Source organism: Nocardioides sp. NBC_00850 (assembly GCF_045207335.1).
In the GTDB taxonomy this organism is placed as follows: domain Bacteria; phylum Actinomycetota; class Actinomycetes; order Propionibacteriales; family Nocardioidaceae; genus Nocardioides.
This window is the reverse complement of record NZ_CP108845.1, coordinates 1868716-1885780: the sequence shown is the minus strand read 5'-3', so window position 1 is coordinate 1885780 and position 17065 is coordinate 1868716. Positions and strand designations below refer to the sequence as shown.

The 17065-nt window shown below is 68.6% G+C and carries 23 protein-coding genes; 8 read left to right on the top strand and 15 right to left on the bottom strand.

Features of this window, described 5'->3' with window-relative positions:
* The first annotated feature begins 68 nt into the window (after positions 1-68).
* The 3 genes from OH802_RS09320 (at position 69) to OH802_RS09310 (ending at position 2945) form a co-directional block, all read left to right on the top strand.
* On the top strand, positions 69-608 hold the full coding sequence (locus OH802_RS09320) for a MarR family winged helix-turn-helix transcriptional regulator (protein ID WP_406027198.1): 540 nt from the start codon (positions 69-71) through the stop codon (positions 606-608).
* 76 nt (positions 609-684) lie between these two features.
* Positions 685-1590, top strand: a complete 906-nt coding sequence (locus OH802_RS09315) for a TIGR03621 family F420-dependent LLM class oxidoreductase (RefSeq protein WP_406027196.1) — start codon at positions 685-687, stop codon at positions 1588-1590.
* 68 nt (positions 1591-1658) lie between these two features.
* Positions 1659-2945, top strand: coding sequence for a S1C family serine protease (locus OH802_RS09310; protein WP_406027194.1), 1287 nt, complete (start codon positions 1659-1661; stop codon positions 2943-2945).
* 103 nt (positions 2946-3048) lie between these two features.
* On the opposite strand, the gene OH802_RS09305 is transcribed toward OH802_RS09310, so the two are convergent.
* Positions 3049-4071, bottom strand: coding sequence for a GNAT family N-acetyltransferase (locus OH802_RS09305; RefSeq protein WP_406027192.1), 1023 nt, complete (start codon positions 4069-4071; stop codon positions 3049-3051).
* Positions 4068-5765 carry an ABC-F family ATP-binding cassette domain-containing protein gene (locus tag OH802_RS09300; RefSeq protein WP_406027190.1) on the bottom strand — a complete coding sequence of 566 codons (1698 nt, stop codon included), beginning with the start codon at positions 5763-5765 and terminating at the stop codon, positions 4068-4070. The genes OH802_RS09305 and OH802_RS09300 overlap by 4 nt, the downstream gene beginning before the upstream one ends.
* Positions 5766-5883: 118 nt before the next feature.
* On the opposite strand from OH802_RS09300, the gene OH802_RS09295 reads away from it, so the two are divergent.
* Positions 5884-6798: an alpha/beta hydrolase gene (locus OH802_RS09295; RefSeq protein ID WP_406027188.1), complete on the top strand. Its 915-nt coding sequence runs from the start codon at positions 5884-5886 to the stop codon at positions 6796-6798.
* 93 nt (positions 6799-6891) lie between these two features.
* On the top strand, positions 6892-8232 hold the full coding sequence (locus OH802_RS09290; protein WP_406027186.1) for a cytochrome P450: 1341 nt from the start codon (positions 6892-6894) through the stop codon (positions 8230-8232).
* Positions 8233-8251: 19 nt separating this feature from the next.
* Here the strand turns inward: OH802_RS09290 and OH802_RS09285 are convergent, their stop codons facing one another.
* The gene (locus tag OH802_RS09285) at positions 8252-8626 is read right to left on the bottom strand and encodes a hypothetical protein (RefSeq protein WP_350660611.1); all 375 of its coding nucleotides are present in this window, start codon (positions 8624-8626) and stop codon (positions 8252-8254) included.
* 188 nt (positions 8627-8814) lie between these two features.
* On the opposite strand from OH802_RS09285, the gene OH802_RS09280 reads away from it, so the two are divergent.
* On the top strand, positions 8815-8988 hold the full coding sequence (locus OH802_RS09280; protein WP_406027184.1) for a hypothetical protein: 174 nt from the start codon (positions 8815-8817) through the stop codon (positions 8986-8988).
* A 15-nt stretch (positions 8989-9003) separates the two neighbouring features.
* Here the strand turns inward: OH802_RS09280 and OH802_RS09275 are convergent, their stop codons facing one another.
* The 4 genes from OH802_RS09275 to truA all read right to left on the bottom strand — a co-directional run bounded on the left by OH802_RS09275 (position 9004) and on the right by truA (position 11421).
* On the bottom strand, positions 9004-9438 hold the full coding sequence (locus OH802_RS09275) for a hypothetical protein (protein WP_406027182.1): 435 nt from the start codon (positions 9436-9438) through the stop codon (positions 9004-9006).
* Between the two features lie 67 nt (positions 9439-9505).
* The gene (locus OH802_RS09270) at positions 9506-9877 is read right to left on the bottom strand and encodes a hypothetical protein (RefSeq protein WP_406027180.1); all 372 of its coding nucleotides are present in this window, start codon (positions 9875-9877) and stop codon (positions 9506-9508) included.
* A 76-nt stretch (positions 9878-9953) separates the two neighbouring features.
* Positions 9954-10571 (bottom strand): class I SAM-dependent methyltransferase, encoded by a 618-nt coding sequence (locus OH802_RS09265; protein WP_406027178.1) that lies wholly within the window; start codon positions 10569-10571, stop codon positions 9954-9956.
* Complete coding sequence (truA, locus tag OH802_RS09260) at positions 10555-11421, bottom strand: tRNA pseudouridine(38-40) synthase TruA (protein ID WP_406027176.1); 867 nt, start codon at positions 11419-11421, stop codon at positions 10555-10557. The genes OH802_RS09265 and truA overlap by 17 nt, the downstream gene beginning before the upstream one ends.
* Positions 11422-11465: 44 nt before the next feature.
* On the opposite strand from truA, the gene OH802_RS09255 reads away from it, so the two are divergent.
* Entirely contained in the window at positions 11466-12413 is a 948-nt protein-coding gene (locus OH802_RS09255; RefSeq protein WP_406027174.1) for a ketopantoate reductase family protein, read from the top strand.
* Positions 12414-12450: 37 nt separating this feature from the next.
* On the opposite strand, the gene OH802_RS09250 is transcribed toward OH802_RS09255, so the two are convergent.
* Complete coding sequence (locus OH802_RS09250) at positions 12451-12573, bottom strand: hypothetical protein (RefSeq protein ID WP_406027172.1); 123 nt, start codon at positions 12571-12573, stop codon at positions 12451-12453.
* On the opposite strand from OH802_RS09250, the gene OH802_RS09245 reads away from it, so the two are divergent.
* Positions 12572-13156 carry a hypothetical protein gene (locus OH802_RS09245; protein WP_406027170.1) on the top strand — a complete coding sequence of 195 codons (585 nt, stop codon included), beginning with the start codon at positions 12572-12574 and terminating at the stop codon, positions 13154-13156. The two genes, OH802_RS09250 and OH802_RS09245, sit on opposite strands and share 2 nt — an antisense overlap.
* A 48-nt stretch (positions 13157-13204) precedes the next feature.
* On the opposite strand, the gene rplQ is transcribed toward OH802_RS09245, so the two are convergent.
* The 7 genes from rplQ to infA form a co-directional block, all read right to left on the bottom strand.
* The gene (gene rplQ, locus OH802_RS09240; protein WP_357354735.1) at positions 13205-13732 is read right to left on the bottom strand and encodes a 50S ribosomal protein L17; all 528 of its coding nucleotides are present in this window, start codon (positions 13730-13732) and stop codon (positions 13205-13207) included.
* 73 nt (positions 13733-13805) lie between these two features.
* A complete protein-coding gene (locus tag OH802_RS09235; RefSeq protein WP_008361061.1) occupies positions 13806-14822 on the bottom strand; it encodes a DNA-directed RNA polymerase subunit alpha in 1017 nt (338 codons plus the stop codon).
* Positions 14823-14971: 149 nt separating this feature from the next.
* Complete coding sequence (gene rpsD, locus OH802_RS09230; RefSeq protein ID WP_355224272.1) at positions 14972-15580, bottom strand: 30S ribosomal protein S4; 609 nt, start codon at positions 15578-15580, stop codon at positions 14972-14974.
* 34 nt (positions 15581-15614) lie between these two features.
* Positions 15615-16016 (bottom strand): 30S ribosomal protein S11, encoded by a 402-nt coding sequence (gene rpsK / locus OH802_RS09225; protein ID WP_091052417.1) that lies wholly within the window; start codon positions 16014-16016, stop codon positions 15615-15617.
* Positions 16017-16102: 86 nt separating this feature from the next.
* A complete protein-coding gene (gene rpsM, locus OH802_RS09220) occupies positions 16103-16480 on the bottom strand; it encodes a 30S ribosomal protein S13 (RefSeq protein ID WP_008361056.1) in 378 nt (125 codons plus the stop codon).
* A gap of 161 nt (positions 16481-16641) precedes the next feature.
* Positions 16642-16755 carry a 50S ribosomal protein L36 gene (gene rpmJ / locus OH802_RS09215; RefSeq protein WP_008361054.1) on the bottom strand — a complete coding sequence of 38 codons (114 nt, stop codon included), beginning with the start codon at positions 16753-16755 and terminating at the stop codon, positions 16642-16644.
* A 27-nt stretch (positions 16756-16782) separates the two neighbouring features.
* Positions 16783-17004, bottom strand: coding sequence for a translation initiation factor IF-1 (infA, locus tag OH802_RS09210; RefSeq protein ID WP_011757309.1), 222 nt, complete (start codon positions 17002-17004; stop codon positions 16783-16785).
* Between the last annotated feature and the right edge of the window lie 61 nt (positions 17005-17065).

Sequence of the window (17065 nt, the reverse complement as noted above, 5' to 3'; positions counted from 1 at the left end):
CCTCAAGTTACTTCGCTGGCGAACTATTCGCCAGCGAATTATCAGCCGGCGAAAGGTAGGATCGGATCATGCCCGAGTTGCGACCCTCTGAGACGTCCGGCGACGACCTCACGGAGGACGGTGCCGACCGTCACGTCGCGCGGTGGCGCGACCACTGGCTCGACATCGACTTCGACGACGAGATCGAGGCGATCACGGTACGGATCGGGTCCATCTCGAAGTTCTTCAACGATGCTCGCGCGGCGGCGGCCAGCGAGGTCGGTCTGGCCGACTTCGAGTACAAGACGCTCCACATGCTGATGATCCGCGACACCCCCGGGCACGCCTCGCCCACGGCCCTCGCGAAGGATCTCGACATCAGTCCGGCCGGGATGACCGGCCGGCTGGACAGCATGGAGAAGGCCGGGTGGTTGCGGCGTACGGCATCGGTCGAGGACCGCCGCAAGATCAGCGTCGAGGCGACCAAGGCCGGGATCGAGATCTGGCGACGGGCGATGGACCTGCGCGGCGAGGCCGAGACCAAGCTGCTGGAGACGCTGACCCCGGAGCGGCGTACGGAGCTGGCGGCGCTGCTCAAGCAGGTGACCCTGCGGATCGAGGCCGAATAGGGCTGCGCGGATCTGCGTACGCCACGGTCGCCGGTGAGCGGATCCGCTCACGCCGCTCCAGGAACAGCCTGGAGGCATGACCACCACACCTGAGACCAGACCCTTCCGCTTCGGCGTCGTCGCGGCTCAGGCGCCCACGGGCGCCGCCTGGAGCGACCTCGCCCGCCGCGTCGAGAGCGCGGGCTACGACACGCTCGTCATGCCGGACAACGTGTCCTTCGGCCATGCCGTCTTCCCCGCTCTGGCGGCCGCCGCGGCGGTGACCACGAGGCTCCGGGTGGGGACGTACGTCCTGGCCAACGACTTCCGCCACCCTGTCCAGGTCGCCAAGGAGTCGGCGACGCTCTCCGTGCTCTCGGGCGGCCGCTTCGAGCTGGGCCTCGGCGCCGGTCGCCCCGACTCGGGCCGGGAGAACGCGATGCTGGGGCTGGACTTCGACCGGCCAGGCGTACGCGTCGACCGGCTCGTCGAGTCGATCGGCGTGATCAAGCGGCTCCTGGCCGGCGAGACCGTCACCGTCGACGGACCCCAACACCGGGCGGTCGAGGCGTCGGTGCTCCCCTACGGGACCGAACCCCAGCAGGTGCCGATCCTGGTCGCCGGCGGCGGTCCGCGGATGCTGCGGGTCGCGGGCGAGCATGCCGACGTCGCCGCTCTCGGGATCCCCTTCGACGCCGAGGAGTCGGCCGTGCGCGCGGCCGTCGATCACGTACGCTCCGCCGACCGCCCCGATGGCGGCCCGGTCGAGCTCAACATGAACCTGATGGCCGTAGGCGACGCCGTTCCGCGCTATTTGGCAGGACGGCTCGACCCCGCCGCGCTCGCCGCGAAGGGCGCCGTCGGGGTCGTCAGCGGTTCTCCCGCCGAGATGGCCGACCAGCTCCGCGAGCGCCGGGAACGGCTGGGCATCTCCTACCTTCTGATCGGCGACGAGCTCATGGAGGCGTTCGCGCCGGTCGTCGGCCTCCTCGCCGGGTCCTGAGGCATCTCTTCGAGACCGCATAGCCCCGTCTCAGCCGGTTCACAGGGACGCTGGCCACACTCGAAGACATGACCGAACTCCCTCCGCAACAGCCGAGTGGGACTCCGCCGCAGTGGACTCCCCCGGCCCCGTCCGGCTCCACTCAGCCTCCCGCCGGCCCGTTCGCGCCCCCGCCGGCGCAGACCTCCGTCATGCCCGCAGTGCCCGGCGCGCTTGGTGCGCCCGGCGCACCCGGTGCCCCCAACAAGAAGCGTGCCGGCCGCACCGGGCTCGTCGCCGCGGTCCTCGCGGGTGCCCTGGTCGCCGGTGGCGCCGCGGGCGTCGGCGGCGCGGCGGTCTACGGCGCCCTCAACGATGACGGCATCGGCGGCGGGGCGAACACCCCGGCCACCTCGCAGGTCGTCGACGCGAAGGCCCCCGAAGGCAGCATCGAGAAGGTCTCGGCCAAGGTGCTCCCCTCCGTCGTGAAGATCGAGGTCACCTCCCAGCAGGGCTCCGGCTCGGGCTCCGGGGTCGTCATCTCCTCCGACGGCACGATCCTGACCAACAACCACGTGGTCGAGCTCGCGGCCAACGGTGGCACGGTGACCGTCGACTTCAACGACGGTACGTCGGCCTCCGCCGAGGTCCTCGGGACCGACCCGCTCACCGACACCGCCGTGATCAAGGCGAGCGGCGTCTCCGGCCTGACACCGATCACGATCGGCAAGTCCTCCAACCTCACCGTCGGCCAGAGCGTCGTGGCGATCGGCTCCCCGTTCGGCCTCGACTCGACGGTGACCACCGGCATCGTCAGCGCACTCGACCGCCCGGTCAACGTCGGCGTCGACCAGAGCGGCGCCGCGACCGTCTACCCCGCGGTGCAGACCGACGCGGCGATCAACCCGGGCAACTCCGGCGGCGCGCTCGTCGACCTCAACGGCAACCTCGTCGGCATCAACGCCTCGATCCGCTCCAACTCGGGTGCGAACGGCGAGGACGCCGGCTCGATCGGCATCGGGTTCGCCATCCCGATCGACGAGATCAATCCGATCGTCGAGCAGCTCGAGAAGGGCGAGAAGGCCACCCACGCCCAGTTCGGCATCTCGGTCTCGGACGCCCCGCAGGCCCAGAACGGCAAGACCTCAGTCACCGGGGCCCAGGTCCAGGAGGTCAGCGACGGCAGCACCGCCCAGAAGGCGGGCCTCGAGAAGGGCGACATCATCACCAAGGTCGACGACCACGTCATCACCGGATCGGACTCCCTGGTGGCGACCGTCCGCTCCTACCGCCCGGACGACAAGGTCGACGTCACCTACTCACGCAACGGCGAGCAGCAGACCGCGAAGGTCACCCTGGACTCCGACGCCTCCTGATCTCCCCGCACGACGCTGGGGCCCGCAGGGCCTCAGCGTCGCGGGGTGCCAACATCCGAGCGCCTCATGCCCGTCACTGACTGGGGATGAGGCGCTCTCGCGTTCAGGAGACCTGCTTCTGGATGCTGCACAGCCACTCGACCGGCTCGAAGCCCATGGCCTCGTTGACCTGGATCATGTGGGCGTTGACCTCGGCGTTGTACGTCGCCAGGGTCGGCACCTCCGGCCGCTCGGCCTGGAGCAGCCTCAGGTTGGCGACCTTGACCGCCAGCCCGAGCCGGTGGCCCCGGTGAGCCCCCTCGACCAGAGTGCCCCACTGATAGCTGTTGCCGTCCAGGCTCGAGTAGCCGATCACCGTGTAGGCCACCACCCGGCCATCGACGTCCAGCGCCACCGAGTGATAGAGGGTCCGCTTCTGCGCCGCGACCAGCTCCTCGGTCTCGCGCACCTTCGCCACGTCGGGCTCGAGCGCCTCGATGTCCAGGTCTCCGGTCGGCGCCTCGGTCTCCAGGCTGGCGTCGAGCACCGCCCAGCTCTCCACGATGTCGTCGGGCACCCGGCCGACCCAGGACCGCAGCGTGTAGTCGCCGTGCTTCTCGGCGGCCTCCGCCGCCAGCCGGTCGAGGACGTGGTCCGGCACCGGGAGCCGCAGCAGGCGGCGTACCTCGACCAGGGCGGGCGCATAGCCCCGCGCGATGCCGAAGTCCCGCCCCGGGGATCCCTCACCGCCGGACCCGAGCGACCAGGGCCACCAGATCTCACCCGTGAACGACGTACGCCCCTGCGCGCGGGCCTCCGCCTCGACATGGTCGAGCAGACCGGTGCCGTGGCCCTGCCTGCGGTGGTCCGGCAGCACCGCCACCACCAAGGTCGCCCGGTGGAGGTTGTCGAGCAGCGGCATGGCCATCCAGGCAGCAGCGACCGCCTCCCCACCGACACGACCGACGTACGCCCTGCGGTCGGTCTTCCCGGTCTGCTGCTGCAGCTCGACGCGCTGCTCCTCACGCGCCCACAGATCCGCGTCGGGGCCGCGTACGTCGAGCCACGACGCGGTCATCACGTCGTACCACGCATCGAAGGCGTCGTCGTCGAACGGGTCGACGCGCTCGATCACCAGCTCACTCATCGGGACCTCTCCACTCTCGTCTCGTCCCAGACCGGCTCCGGGGACTCGTAGACATCACCGTTGGCGCCGTAGACCAGGAAGCGGTCGAAGCCACGGGCGAACCAGCGGTCGTGCGTGACCGCGACGACGGTGCCCTCGAACGACTCCAGCCCGGCTTCGAGGGCCTCGGCGGACTGGACGTCGAGGTTGTCGGTCGGCTCGTCGAGCAGCAACAGGGTGGCGCCGCTCAGCTCGAGCAGAAGGATCTGGAAGCGCGCCTGCTGCCCGCCCGAGAGCGAGTCGAAGGCCTGCTCCGCGGCGTGCGCGAGCTCGTAGCGGTCGAGCACCCGCGAGGCGGCCTCACGCCCCATCCCCGCGCGCCCCCGCCCGTCAGGCGTGGCCTCACCGCGGTGCAGGATGTCGAGCAACGTACGTCCCACCAACTCCGGATGGGCATGGGTCTGCACGAACCAGCCCGGCCGCACGCGGGCGCCGAGCTTGGCCTTCCCACGGTGGCGGACCGGCTCGATGGGAGTGTCCTCGACCGGGCGGTGCTCCACGTCCGGGTCGGTGCCGCCGCGGGCGAGCAGCCGCAGAAAGTGGGACTTACCTGAGCCGTTGGAGCCGAGCACAGCAACCCGCTCGCCGTACCAGACCTCCAGGTCGAACGGGCTCATCAGCCCGGTGAGCTCGAGCGCCTCGCAGACCACCGCCCGCTTGCCGGTGCGCCCGCCGCGCAGCCGCATCTGCACCGCCTGCTCTCGTGGCTGCTCGACGGGCGGCCCGGCCTCCTCGAACTTCCGGAGCCGGGTCTGGGCCGCCTTGTACTGGCTGGACATCCCGTCGTTGTACTCCGACTTGACCTTCAGCCGCAGGACCAGCGCCTTGATCTTGGCGTGCTCCTCGTCCCAGCGACGGCGCAGCTCTTCGAACCGTAGGAACCGGTCTTTGCGGGCCTCGTGGTAGGAGGCGAACCCACCAGGATGCGTCCACGTGCTGTTGCCGGCGCCGGATGCGCCGAGCTCGACCGTGACCACCCTGGTCGCGGTGTTGTCCAGCAGCTCACGGTCGTGACTGACGTAGAGGATCGTCTTCGGGGACTCCCGGATACGCTGCTCCAGCCAGATCTTGCCTGGCACGTCGAGGAAGTTGTCCGGCTCGTCGAGCAACAGCACCTCGTCGGGGCCGCGCAGCAGATATTCGAGCACCAGCCGCTTCTGCTCGCCGCCGGACAGGGTGTCCAGGGAGCGGTAGCGGGCGCGGTCGTAGGGCACGCCGAGCCCGGCCATGGTGCACACGTCCCAGACGACCTCGATGTCGTAGCCGCCGGCGTCGGCGTACTCGGCCAGCGCGGTCGCGTAGCGCATCTGCAGCCGCTCGTCCTCCGACGACATCAGCTCCAGCTCGCACGCATCCACGGCGGCAGTCGCCTCGCGCACCCGCGCGGGCGCCACCGAGAGCAGCAGCTCGCCGACGGTCGAGGAGCCCTTGCCGACCATCTGCCGCATCACCCCGAGGCCGCCCGAGCGCACGACGGATCCCGCCGTCGGGGTCAGCTCACCGGTGACGATCCGCAGCAGCGTCGTCTTCCCGGCGCCGTTTGCGCCGACCAGAGCGACCTTCGCGCCCTCACCCACCCGGAAGGAGACGTCGTCGAGCAGCACTCGTCCGTCAGGCAGCTGGAATCTCACTCCAGCAACGTCCACATGTCCCACAGCCGTCCAGTCTGGCACCCGTGTCGAATGGTTATTCCGCATTCGGATTCGCGAAGCGGTCCCATCAGTAGAACGTGACGCTCGACACATTTTGGCTATTAGCGATATGACTGTCGCCATGCCTCCGCTCGACAGCCAGATCGCTGACCTGCTCACCCTCTTCGCGAAGGGCCAGCCCCTGGAGTCCTTCGACCCGCCGACGGCACGAGCGCTCTACCGTGCGTTGGGCGAGGGCATCCCACTTCCACCAGTCGGATCGGTGGAGAGCTCGGTGATCCCAGGACCGGCCGGCGACCTGGACGTACGCATCTACCGGCCCACGACGCAGGGGCCGCTGCCCACGATCGTGATGTTCCACGGCGGCGGCTGGGTGGTCGGCGACCTCGACACCCACGAGGACCAGGCCCGCAACCTCGCCACCATCTGCGACGCCGTGGTCGTCGCGGTCGACTACCGGCTCGCTCCCGAGCACCCTTTCCCCGCCGCCTACCACGACGCGGTGGCCGCCGCCCGCTGCGTCAGCGACAACGCCGCGACGCTCGGCGGTGACGGCCGGGTCGCAGTAGCCGGCGACAGCGCCGGCGGCAACCTGTCGGCCGTGGTCGCCCAGGCCTTCCGCGACGAGGGACGCGAGCTCGCCGGCCAGCTGCTGATCTACCCGGGGACCGACATGACGAGCGGCTACCCGTCCTACGCAGAGAACGGCCACGGCTACTTCCTCGAGCTGCCGACGATGAAGTGGTTCTCCGACCACTACGTGGGCGACGCCGATCGCGCCGACCCGCGGCTGAGCCCGATCAAGGGCAACCTGGAGGGCCTGGCACCGGCGGTCGTGGTGACCGCGGAGTTCGACCCGCTGCGCGACGAGGGCATCGCGTACGCCAAGGCGCTGGAGAGCTCGGGGGTCCCGATGACCTACCACCACTGCGACGGCCTCATCCACGGCTTCTTCGCGATGGGCCATCACTCCCAGGCGGCACAGCTGGCGATCGAGGAGACGTGTGCGCTGTTCAGGACCGTTCTCCACGGATGATCCCGGGGCGATCCCGAGAGGTGATCCAAGACACATCGTCAAACCAGGGGTATTCCTGATGACCCTGGTTTGACGATGGTCCAGACTGGCCGCATGCAGATTGCTGCCCAGGTGCCCTCCTTTCTACGGGCGATGACGCGACCGCTGACCGAGCGTGTCCGCAAGCTTGCCCTGCAGTTCGCGATGCGGGGCAAGGAGTCGCCGATCCCCGACATCACCACGCTGCGCAAGATCCCCGAGCACCTGACCTTCCCGCTGCGCCGTGATGGCGTCGACCCGGTGCCGCTGCTGGCCGAGAGCCGCGAGCAGGCGCCGGTCACCAAGCTGGGCTCGGTGCTCGGCCTCGACATCGTGCTGGTCACCGGGCACGCCGAGTCCAAGCACGTCCTGGCCGACAAGAACGCCTACTCCAACGACATGCGCCACCTGCTCGGCACCCGCAAGCGCACCGACGCCGAGGGCATCGGTGGCCTCGGCATGACCGACCCGCCCGACCACACCAAGCTCCGCGGGCTGCTGACCCCCGAGTTCACCATGCGCCGCCTCGGCCGCCTCAACGAGATGATCGACCGGATCGTCACCGACGCCCTCGACGGCATGGAGGCCCACGGCCCCGAGGTCGACCTGGTCCACCACTTCGGCTTCGAGATCCCGTTCCGGGTGATCTGTGAGCTGCTGGGCATGCCCGAGGACGTACGCGACGAGTTCCACAAGCTCGGCATGGCCCGCTTCGACCTGTCCGAGGGCGGTGCGGGCGCATTCGGCGCCGCCACCGAGACCAGGACGTTCCTCATCGAGCAGGTCCGCCAGCAGCGCGCCAACCCCGGTGACGGCATGATCGGCGAGATCATCCGCAACAAGGGCTCGGAGTACGACGACGTCGAGCTCGGCGGTCTCGCCGACGGCGTCTTCCTCGGCGGCTACGAGACCTCCGCCTCGATGCTCTCCATGGGCGCCTACGTCCTGATGCAGAACCCCGAGGCGTACGAGATCCTCCGCTCCGGCGACAGGGCCGAGGTCGACAAGGTCGTCGAGGAGCTGCTCCGCTACCTGTGCCCCGTGCAGCTCGCGTTCCCGCGGTTCGCCCGCGAGGACCACGACCTCTTCGGCGTACCGATCAAGAAGGGCGCCGTCGTCCTGGTCAGCCTCACCGGCGCCAACCGCGACCCCGCGGTGGTGCCGAAGCCCGAGCAGTTCGACCTCCGCAACGCCGACACCATGCACTTCGCCTTCGGCCACGGCATGCACCGCTGCGTCGGCGCCGAGCTGGCCCGCATGGAGCTCCGCGCCGCCCTCACCGGCCTGGCCCGCCGCTTCCCCGACCTGGCCATGGCCACCGACGACCCCGGCGACCTCGGCTGGCGCGACCTCTCCGTCGTCTACAGCCTCGACCGCCTCCCCGTCCGGCTCGCCAAGGACCCCGTCCCCGCCTGAGGCCCACCGCCCGGATCCATCAGCTGTCCGGATCTTGTCCCTCAGGCGTCCCGGCGACGGCGGCACCGGCCCCTGGTGCGAAGGCCAGAAGAATCACGGTGAGGGTCGGGTCGATGGCAGCAGCCGGGTACGAGAGAGCAAGGCATCCCAGCGTCACCAATCCGCTCAGCCCGGGCAGCCCGAACAATCTCGTCAGCACGAGACCGCCGCCAGCCACGACCGTCACAAAGGCGACGATCACCCACCCAAACCTGTCGAACGGGTCGCCCCAGCCCTCGAGGTTCAACACCCATCGCCACATTGGCCACGCAGCCACGGCCAGAGCCACCGCGACAATCCAGGCTGCGTACGAAAGGAGGATGGCGCCATACCAGGTGGGGTCTGATCTGCTCATGCGCAGAGCGTGGCCGACCGGCGTGAATCCGCGCATGAGCACAAGTACTCAGTTCCCCCGGCAGCCGATAGTCGGGGACCAAACGGTCGGTCTACCTGCGAGTAACCGACCGATTGATCCCGACTACCCAGGGCACGCCCAACAGTTGGCCCGAGCAAGTTCGTCGGGGGCTCCGGGGTTCCAGGTCCATGGCGATCTCGGCGGGGGAGCTCCGCGCCGCCCTCGCCGGCCTAGCCCGCCGCTTCCCCGACCTGGCCATGGCCACCGACGACCCCGGCGACCTCGGCTGGCGCGACCTCTCGGTCGTCTACAACCTCGACCGCCTCCCCGTCCGCCTGGCCAAGGACCCCGTCCCCGCCTGATCAGGCGGCCTGGCCTCAGGTGAGGCCGACCATGACCCACATCAGCACACCCGCGTAGATCCCCACGCAGATCCACTCACAAGTGGCGCGCGATGCCGCGGGGATCGCGGCCACCGCTGCGCCGGCGACGGGCGCAAGGACGAGCAGGGCCCACGCCAGATGCACATCGACCAGCACAGCCACGTACGCCAGCCCCAGGACGCCCAACGTGACCAGGCCGCTCGCGCACGGCAGCGCGACGGCACGAGTCAACGACACACCCGCCACGACGCCAACGGCGACGAGCACGAGGATCGACCATCCGAAGGCACCGAAGGCGAATGATCCCGAGTGGTTCTGCGAGTAGTGCCACAGAGGCCACGCTGCCGCTAGGGCCAACGCCCCGGCGACCAGCCACGCGACGTACGAACGGATGACGTTGCCATACCAGGTGGGGTCCGGTCTGCTCACCTATCGAGCCTGGCCGAACAATGCGGCAGGTACATCCGCACGGATACTCAATTGGGCTGACCCGAAGTCAGCGCTGAGGCGCGGGCTCCTCACTGATCGCCACGGCGATCCAGGGCGCCAGGACGTACGCCGGGATCGCCAGCAGCGGCAGGCTCGTCATCGGGGTCGCGATGATCACGAACGCGGCCCCGGTGCAGAACCGACCGAGCCCGGAGCGCATGCTCAGGTACGCCCCGACCACCGGCCCGATCAGCCCCACGACGACCATCACCGGCACGCTCATCAGCCGCGACAGCTCGATCCCGGAGCTCGTGACGGCAAGGTAGACAGGCAGCACCGTCACCAGGCTCAACAGCGCGGCGACGCCCCAGGCCTTGTAGGAGCGGGCCAGGCGCTGGAGGTTCGTCAGCGCAGGGGTAGTCATCGCGGGACTGGTCATGGACGGAGTCTGGCAGCGCACCCGACGCGACCGGCCGCGAGACGCGCGAGACGGCGGAAACCGGCATCTGGACCGTTCAGGCGCGGCGGGTCTCGAGGACGCGGAAGCCCTTGGCGCTGCCGATACGGGTGGTGGGGTAGCCCTGGTCGGTGATCCAGCGCTGCAGCGAGTCGCCGCCGAGGTTCTTGCCGACGACCATGACCGCTCGGCCGTCAGGAGCGAGGCGCGGGAGCCAGGTGAGGAGCAGCTCGTGGAGGGCCGGCTTGCCGATCCGGATCGGCGGATTGCTCCAGATCTCGTCGTACGTCGTCTCCGGGTCGATCTCGGCGGGCACTGCGGCGCGATAACGATCGCCCAGACCCAGCTTCGCCGCGTTCTCGTTGGCCAGCAGGACCGCACGCTCGTTGACGTCGACCCCGGTGACGTACGCCTCCGGCACCGCGAGACCCAGCGCGAGCCCGATCATGCCGTAGCCGCAGCCGAGGTCCAGGAGCCGCGCGCCGGGCTTCAGCGAGGGCGGCTCGGTCTCCTTGAACAGCACAGAGGTGCCGATGTCGAGCCGCCCCTTGGCGAAGACGCCCGACCCGGAGACCAACGACAGGTCCATGTCCCACACGGTCGTCGAGACGGGGATCCGCTCGAAGGGCACCGACGGGTCGGCGGAGAAGTAGTGCTCGTCATCGGTCCCGGTCAAGCTCGCTCGCCTCTCTGCGATTCATGGTGCGTTCGTGCTGGGCCGCCAGCAGCTCGTCGGGCGGGTAGGCGACCTCTTCGAGGGTCAGACCGTTGGCCGGCGCGATCGGGATCGACGAGGACCGCGAGCGCGAGGCCAGCGACTCCTTGGCCCAGCTGACGTCCTTGCGGCCTTCCCCGATCACCATCAGGCACCCGACCAGCGAGCGCACCATGGAGTGGCAGAAGGCGTCGGCGAGGACGGTCGCCTCGATGATCCCGTCGGGGCGCCGCTCCCAGCTGAGCTGGCGCAGATCGCGGATCGTGGTCGCGCCCTCGCGCGGCTTGCAGAAGGAGGCGAAGTCGTTGAGCCCGACGAGGTCGGCGGAGGCGACGTTCATCAGCGACAGGTCGAGCGGCCGTGTCCGGTAGAGCACGTGCCCGCGCTGCAGCGGGTCGACGTACGCCGGGTCGTCCACGATCCGGTAGACGTAGCGTCGCCACAAAGCCGAGAACCGGGCGTTGAAGCCCACCGGCGCCTCGACGGCGGCACGAACGCGCAGGTCGGCGGGGAGGATCCCGTTCAAACGGCGCACCAGCGAGTCGAGCGGCGACTGTTCCGACCGTCCCCGCGAGGACTCGAGCACGTCAGCGTCGATGTCGAAGTGGGCGACCTGTCCGCGGGCGTGCACACCCGAGTCGGTACGCCCGGCGACCGTCACCCACACCTGAGACCGCTCCCCCGTCGCAGGCACCCGCAGCGCGGTCGCCAGCGCGTTCTGGAGCTCTCCCTGGACCGTACGCAGCCCCGGCTGGGTCGCCCAGCCGTGGAACATGGTGCCGTCGTAGGCGAGGTCGATCCTGATTCGCACGGGCCCATTCTCGCAGCGACCACGTCGTTTGCCAGACTCGGCGCATGCGCTATGTGATCTTCGGTGCCGGGGCTGTCGGTGGGGTAACCGGCGGGCTGCTGCACCGTGCAGGTGTCGACGTCACTCTCGTGGCCCGCGGCGAGCACCTCCGGGTGATCCGCGAGCACGGCCTCACCCTCGACAGCCCCGACGGCGTGCTCACCCTGGACGTACCCGCCGTCGAGGACGCGAGCCAGGTCGCCTGGACCGAGGACACCGTCGTCCTCCTCAGCGTCAAGGGCCAGCAGACCGAGGCCGCGCTCGAGGACCTGGCCGCATACGCTCCGCCGGACACGCCGATCGTAGCGATGCAGAACGGCGTCGCGAACGAGCCGCGGATCCTGCGGCGCTTCGCCCGGACGTACGCCATCCATGTCATCCTCCCGGCCACCTTCCTGACCCCGGGCGCGGTCGTCCAGGACTCCGGCGACAAGCCCGGCATCCTCGACATCGGCCGCTACCCCACCGGCGTCGACGAGACCGCCACCGCGATCGCGAACGACCTGATCAAGGCGGGGTTCCTGAGCGAGCCGCGCGCCGACATCATGGCCTGGAAGCACCGCAAGCTCCTCAACAACCTCGGCAACGGCATCAACGCCGCGATCGCCCCCGGCCCCAGCGACGAGGAGATCTACGCCCGCTGCCTGGCCGAGGCGGAGGCCGCCCTCGCTGCCGCCGGCATCAGCGTCGTGACCGCCGACCAGGACCGTACGCGGCGAGCCGGCCACATCACCGGACGCGGCCGTGCCAACAACAGCTCGACCTGGCAGAGCCTCACCCGCGGGACCGGCGTCGAGATCGACTACCTCTCCGGCGAGATCGTGCTGCTCGGTCGCCTCCACGGCGTCCCGACCCCGGTCAACGAGGCCATCCAGCGCGCGGTCCACGACATCGCCCGCACCGGCGCCGAGCCCGGCAGCATCGACGGCGTCACCTTCCTCGCCAGCCTCTGACGGCCCACCGGTGAAACCCCGTCTCTGAATGGGGTGGTCAGGCGCGCACCGAGTCAGGCAGGCTGCCTGCCATGAGCCACGCCGCGCCGCCTCCTCCCCCGCCGCCCCCGACGCCGCTGCCACCGACCCACACCACCGGGTCCGCCCCTCGATCGACCATGGGCGCCACCATCGCTGTGATCGTCGCGGTGCTGATCCTGCAGATCGCGATCGCCCTGATCGGGTTCGCCCTGACGTACTTCCTCGGCGGCACGATCGCCAGCATGTCCATCTCCAACATCGTGACCATCGTGCTCAACGCGCTGCTGTACGCCGTCGTGGCAGGTGGCGCAGCGTACATCGCCCGCACCCCGACAGGCCGGCTCCTCGGCATCGTGCTGCCGATGCTCTCCTGGCTGTTGAGCACGGTGTTCTGGTACGGCCTCATCCGCCTGCTGGACTTCTACAACCCAGCCGTCATCGGCTTTCTCGCACCGCTCTTCCTCATGCTGGTGCTGGCCGGCTGGGGGTGTGCTGCCTGGGCCGGTCACCGTTGGCTGTTCGGACTGCCCATCACCTACGTGCTGCTCATCGTGGTGCAGCTGCCGCTGTCGCTCGCGCTGGCGCCGGCCATGTCGCTCGACAACATCGCCGCCGCGCAACTGCTCTCGGCCCTCTCGACCGTCGCGACGACCGTGGTCATGGTGGTCGGCGGAGTCATCTGTTGGCTGCTGGCCCGATCCGAGCAGGTCGCCGGGAAATGACAGTGGCCCGTCACCCTCGCGGGTGACGGGCCACAGTTCAGAACCAGATCAGGCCTTGGCCTCGTCCGTGGTGGTCTCCTCGGCGGGAGCCTCCTCGGCAGCAGCCTCGGTCTCGACGACCTCGGTCTCGTCGGCGGCGGTCTCCTCGACCGGGGCCTCCTCGACGGGGGCCTCGACCGGAGCCGCGGCAGCCGGAGCAGCCTTGGTCTTCGGCTCGTAGGCCTCGTTGACGAGCTCGATCACAGCCATCGGAGCGTTGTCGCCCTTGCGGGGACCGATCTTGGTGATCCGGGTGTAGCCACCCGGACGCTCCGCGAACTGCTCGGCGATCTCGGTGAAGAGGGTGTGCACGACGGACTTGTCGCGGATGGTCTTGAGGACCTCGCGACGGTTGTGCAGGTCACCCTTCTTGGCCTTGGTGATCAGCTTCTCCGCGACGGGGCGGAGGTGCCGAGCCTTGGCCTCGGTGGTGGTGATGCGGCCGTTCTCGAACAGCGCGGTGGCGAGGTTCGAGAGGATCAGCTTCTGGTGCGCGGGCGAACCGCCGAAACGGGCACCCTTCTTCGGGGTAGGCATCGTGCCTGCTCCTTCTCTCCGGCCGTATCAGGTACCGGGGTAGACGCCCCTCACGGGGCGGTTTGGTGGAAACTCAGTACTGCTCGTCCTCGACGAACGCGTCGTCGTCATCGTCGCCGTAGGCGGCGAGGGCGGCGGACGGGTCGAAGCCCGGAGCGCTGTCCTTGAGGGACAGGCCCATCTCGTGCAGCTTCAGCTTGACCTCGTCGATCGACTTGGCGCCGAAGTTGCGGATGTCGAGCAGGTCCTGCTCCGAGCGCGAGATGAGCTCACCCACGGTGTGGATGCCCTCACGCTTGAGGCAGTTGTAGGAACGAACGGTCAGCTGCAGGTCCTCGACCGGGAGGGCGAGGTCGGCGGCGAGCTGCTCGTCGACCGGCGACGGGCCGATGTCGATGCCCTCGGCGTCGACGTTCAGCTCGCGGGCCAGGCCGAAGAGCTCGACCAGGGTCTTACCGGCCGAGGCGATCGCGTCGCGGGGAGCGATCGACGGCTTGGTCTCGACGTCGATGACGAGCTTGTCGAAGTCCGTGCGCTGCTCGACACGGGTGGCCTCGACCTTGTAGCTGACCTTGAGGACCGGCGAGTAGATCGAGTCGACCGGGATGCGGCCGATCTCGTTCTCGGCGCCCTTGTTCTGGACGGCGGAGACGTAGCCACGGCCACGCTCGACGACGAGTTCGAGCTCGATCTTGCCCTTGTCGGACAGCGTCGCGATCTTCAGGTCGGGGTTGTGCACCTCGACACCGGCCGGCGGCGCGATGTCGGCGGCGGTGACGTCACCGGCACCGGACTTGCGCAGGTACATGGTGACGGGCTCGTCGTGCTCCGAGGAGACGACCAGACCCTTGAGGTTGAGGATGATCTCGGTGACATCTTCCTTGACGCCCTCGATGGTCGAGAACTCGTGGAGGACGCCGTCGATCTTGATCGAGGTGACCGAAGCACCGGGGATCGAGGAGAGCAGGGTGCGGCGAAGAGAGTTGCCCAGCGTGTAACCGAAGCCCGGCTCGAGGGGCTCGATCACGAAGCGGGAGCGGAACTCCTCGACGGACTCTTCCGACAGGGTGGGGCGCTGTGCGATAAGCACTGATTTGTCCTTTCCGGGCCGACCGCTATTTGACGGACCCGAACTTCAAGGGGTGATGACGGAAGGCTGTGGGGGCGGCAAGGCCCCGGCGTACGTCTTCTGTGAAGTTTGAACGCCGGGGACTCACCGTGGTTACTGCGTGGGTCTGATCAGAGCTTCGAGTAGTACTCGACGATCAGCTGCTCCTGGACCGGGACGTCGATCTGAGCCCGGACGGGGAGCTGGTGAACCAGGATGCGCATCCGGTTCGGGACAGCCTCGAGCCAGGCCGGGACGACGCGCTCGCCGTGGGTCTCGCGAGCCACGATGAACGGGGTCATCTCCAGCGACTTCTCGCGAACGTCGATGACGTCGTGAGCCGAGACCTGGAACGAAGGCACGTTGACCTTCTTGCCGTTGACCAGGAAGTGGCCGTGAACGACCAGCTGGCGGGCCTGGCGGCGGGTGCGGGCGAAGCCGGCACGGTAGACGACGTTGTCCAGGCGGCCCTCGAGCAGCTGGAGCAGGTTGTCACCGGTCTTGCCACCGCGACGGTGGGCCTCGGCGTAGTAGGAAGCGAACTGCTTCTCCATCACGCCGTAGGTGAAGCGAGCCTTCTGCTTCTCACGAAGCTGGAGGAGGTACTCGCTCTCCTTGATGCGGCCGCGGCCGTGCTGGCCGGGAGGGTAGGGGCGCTTCTCGAACGCCGCGTCGTTGCCGACAAGGTCGACACCGAGACGGCGCGACTTGCGGGTCATGGGTCCGGTGTAACGGGCCATTACTCTTCAGTCTCCTTCTATGTCTCGGTGGGGATCAAACGCGGCGGCGCTTGGGCGGACGGCAACCGTTGTGCGGGGCCGGCGTGACGTCCTGGATGGTGCCGACCTCGAGGCCGATCGCACCCAGGGAACGGATCGCGGTCTCGCGGCCCGAGCCCGGGCCCTTCACGAAGACGTCGATCTTCTTCATGCCGTGGTCCATCGCGCGACGGCCAGCGGCCTCGGCGGCCATCTGAGCGGCGAACGGGGTGGACTTACGCGAGCCCTTGAAGCCGACGGTGCCGGCCGAGGCCCACGAGATCACCGCACCGGTCGGGTCGGTGATCGTGACGATCGTGTTGTTGAACGTGCTCTTGATGTGGGCCTCGCCCTGAGCGACGTTCTTCTTCTCCTTGCGACGAACCTTCGTCGCACCCTGTCGGGTCTTCGGAGGCATGCATTAACTCCTGTGTTGGCTGGTCTGTGAGATCGAGGCGAAAGCCGGATCAACGCTGCCCGGAAAAATCCGGTACAGGCGTCGGATCACTTGGCCTTCTTCTTGCCGGCGACGGTGCGCTTCGGGCCCTTGCGGGTGCGCGCGTTGGTCTTGGTGCGCTGACCGCGGACCGGAAGGCCCTGACGGTGGCGGCGACCCTGGTAGCTGCCGATCTCGATCTTGCGACGGATGTCAGCCTGGACCTCACGACGGAGGTCACCCTCGGTCTGGATGCCCTGGGCTTCGATCTCGTCACGGAGCTTGACCAGCTCGTCCTCAGCCAGAGCGTGCACCCGGGTGTTCGGGTTGACGCCGGTGGCCTCGAGGAGCTTCTGCGAGGTGGTACGGCCGATGCCGTAGATGTAGGTGAGAGCGATCTCCACGCGCTTGTCGCGCGGAAGGTCAACACCTTGGAGGCGTGCCATTGTGATCCTTCTGGTTGCGTCAGAGGTGTCGGTCGGGTCGCGTCCCGGGGTGGCACCCTCGGGCTCCGGCCTCTGCTCCGGAGGTGAGTTCGGACCCAGAAAGATCTGGCACAGGGTCCTAGCGACTCGATGAAGTATTCAGTTGTTGCTGCGAGCTGGGCTCAGCCCTGGCGCTGCTTGTGGCGCGGGTTCTCGCAGATCACCATGACGCGGCCGTGGCGACGGATCACCTTGCACTTGTCACAGATCTTCTTCACGCTCGGGTTGACCTTCATGTCAGCCCTTTCTTGATCGTCGGCTGGTTACTTGTACCGGTAGACGATCCGACCGCGCGTCAGGTCGTAGGGAGACAGCTCCACCACCACGCGGTCCTCAGGAAGGATCCGGATGTAGTGCTGTCGCATCTTGCCGCTGATGTGGGCGAGAACCTTGTGTCCGTTGCTCAGCTCCACACGGAACATGGCGTTGGGGAGGGCCTCCACTACGGTGCCCTCGATCTCGATCACGCCTTCTTTCTTCGGCATGCCCTCTGCAATCTGTTGGTCGGTCATCTACCGTTCAAACCACGGATCGGATGACCCGCGG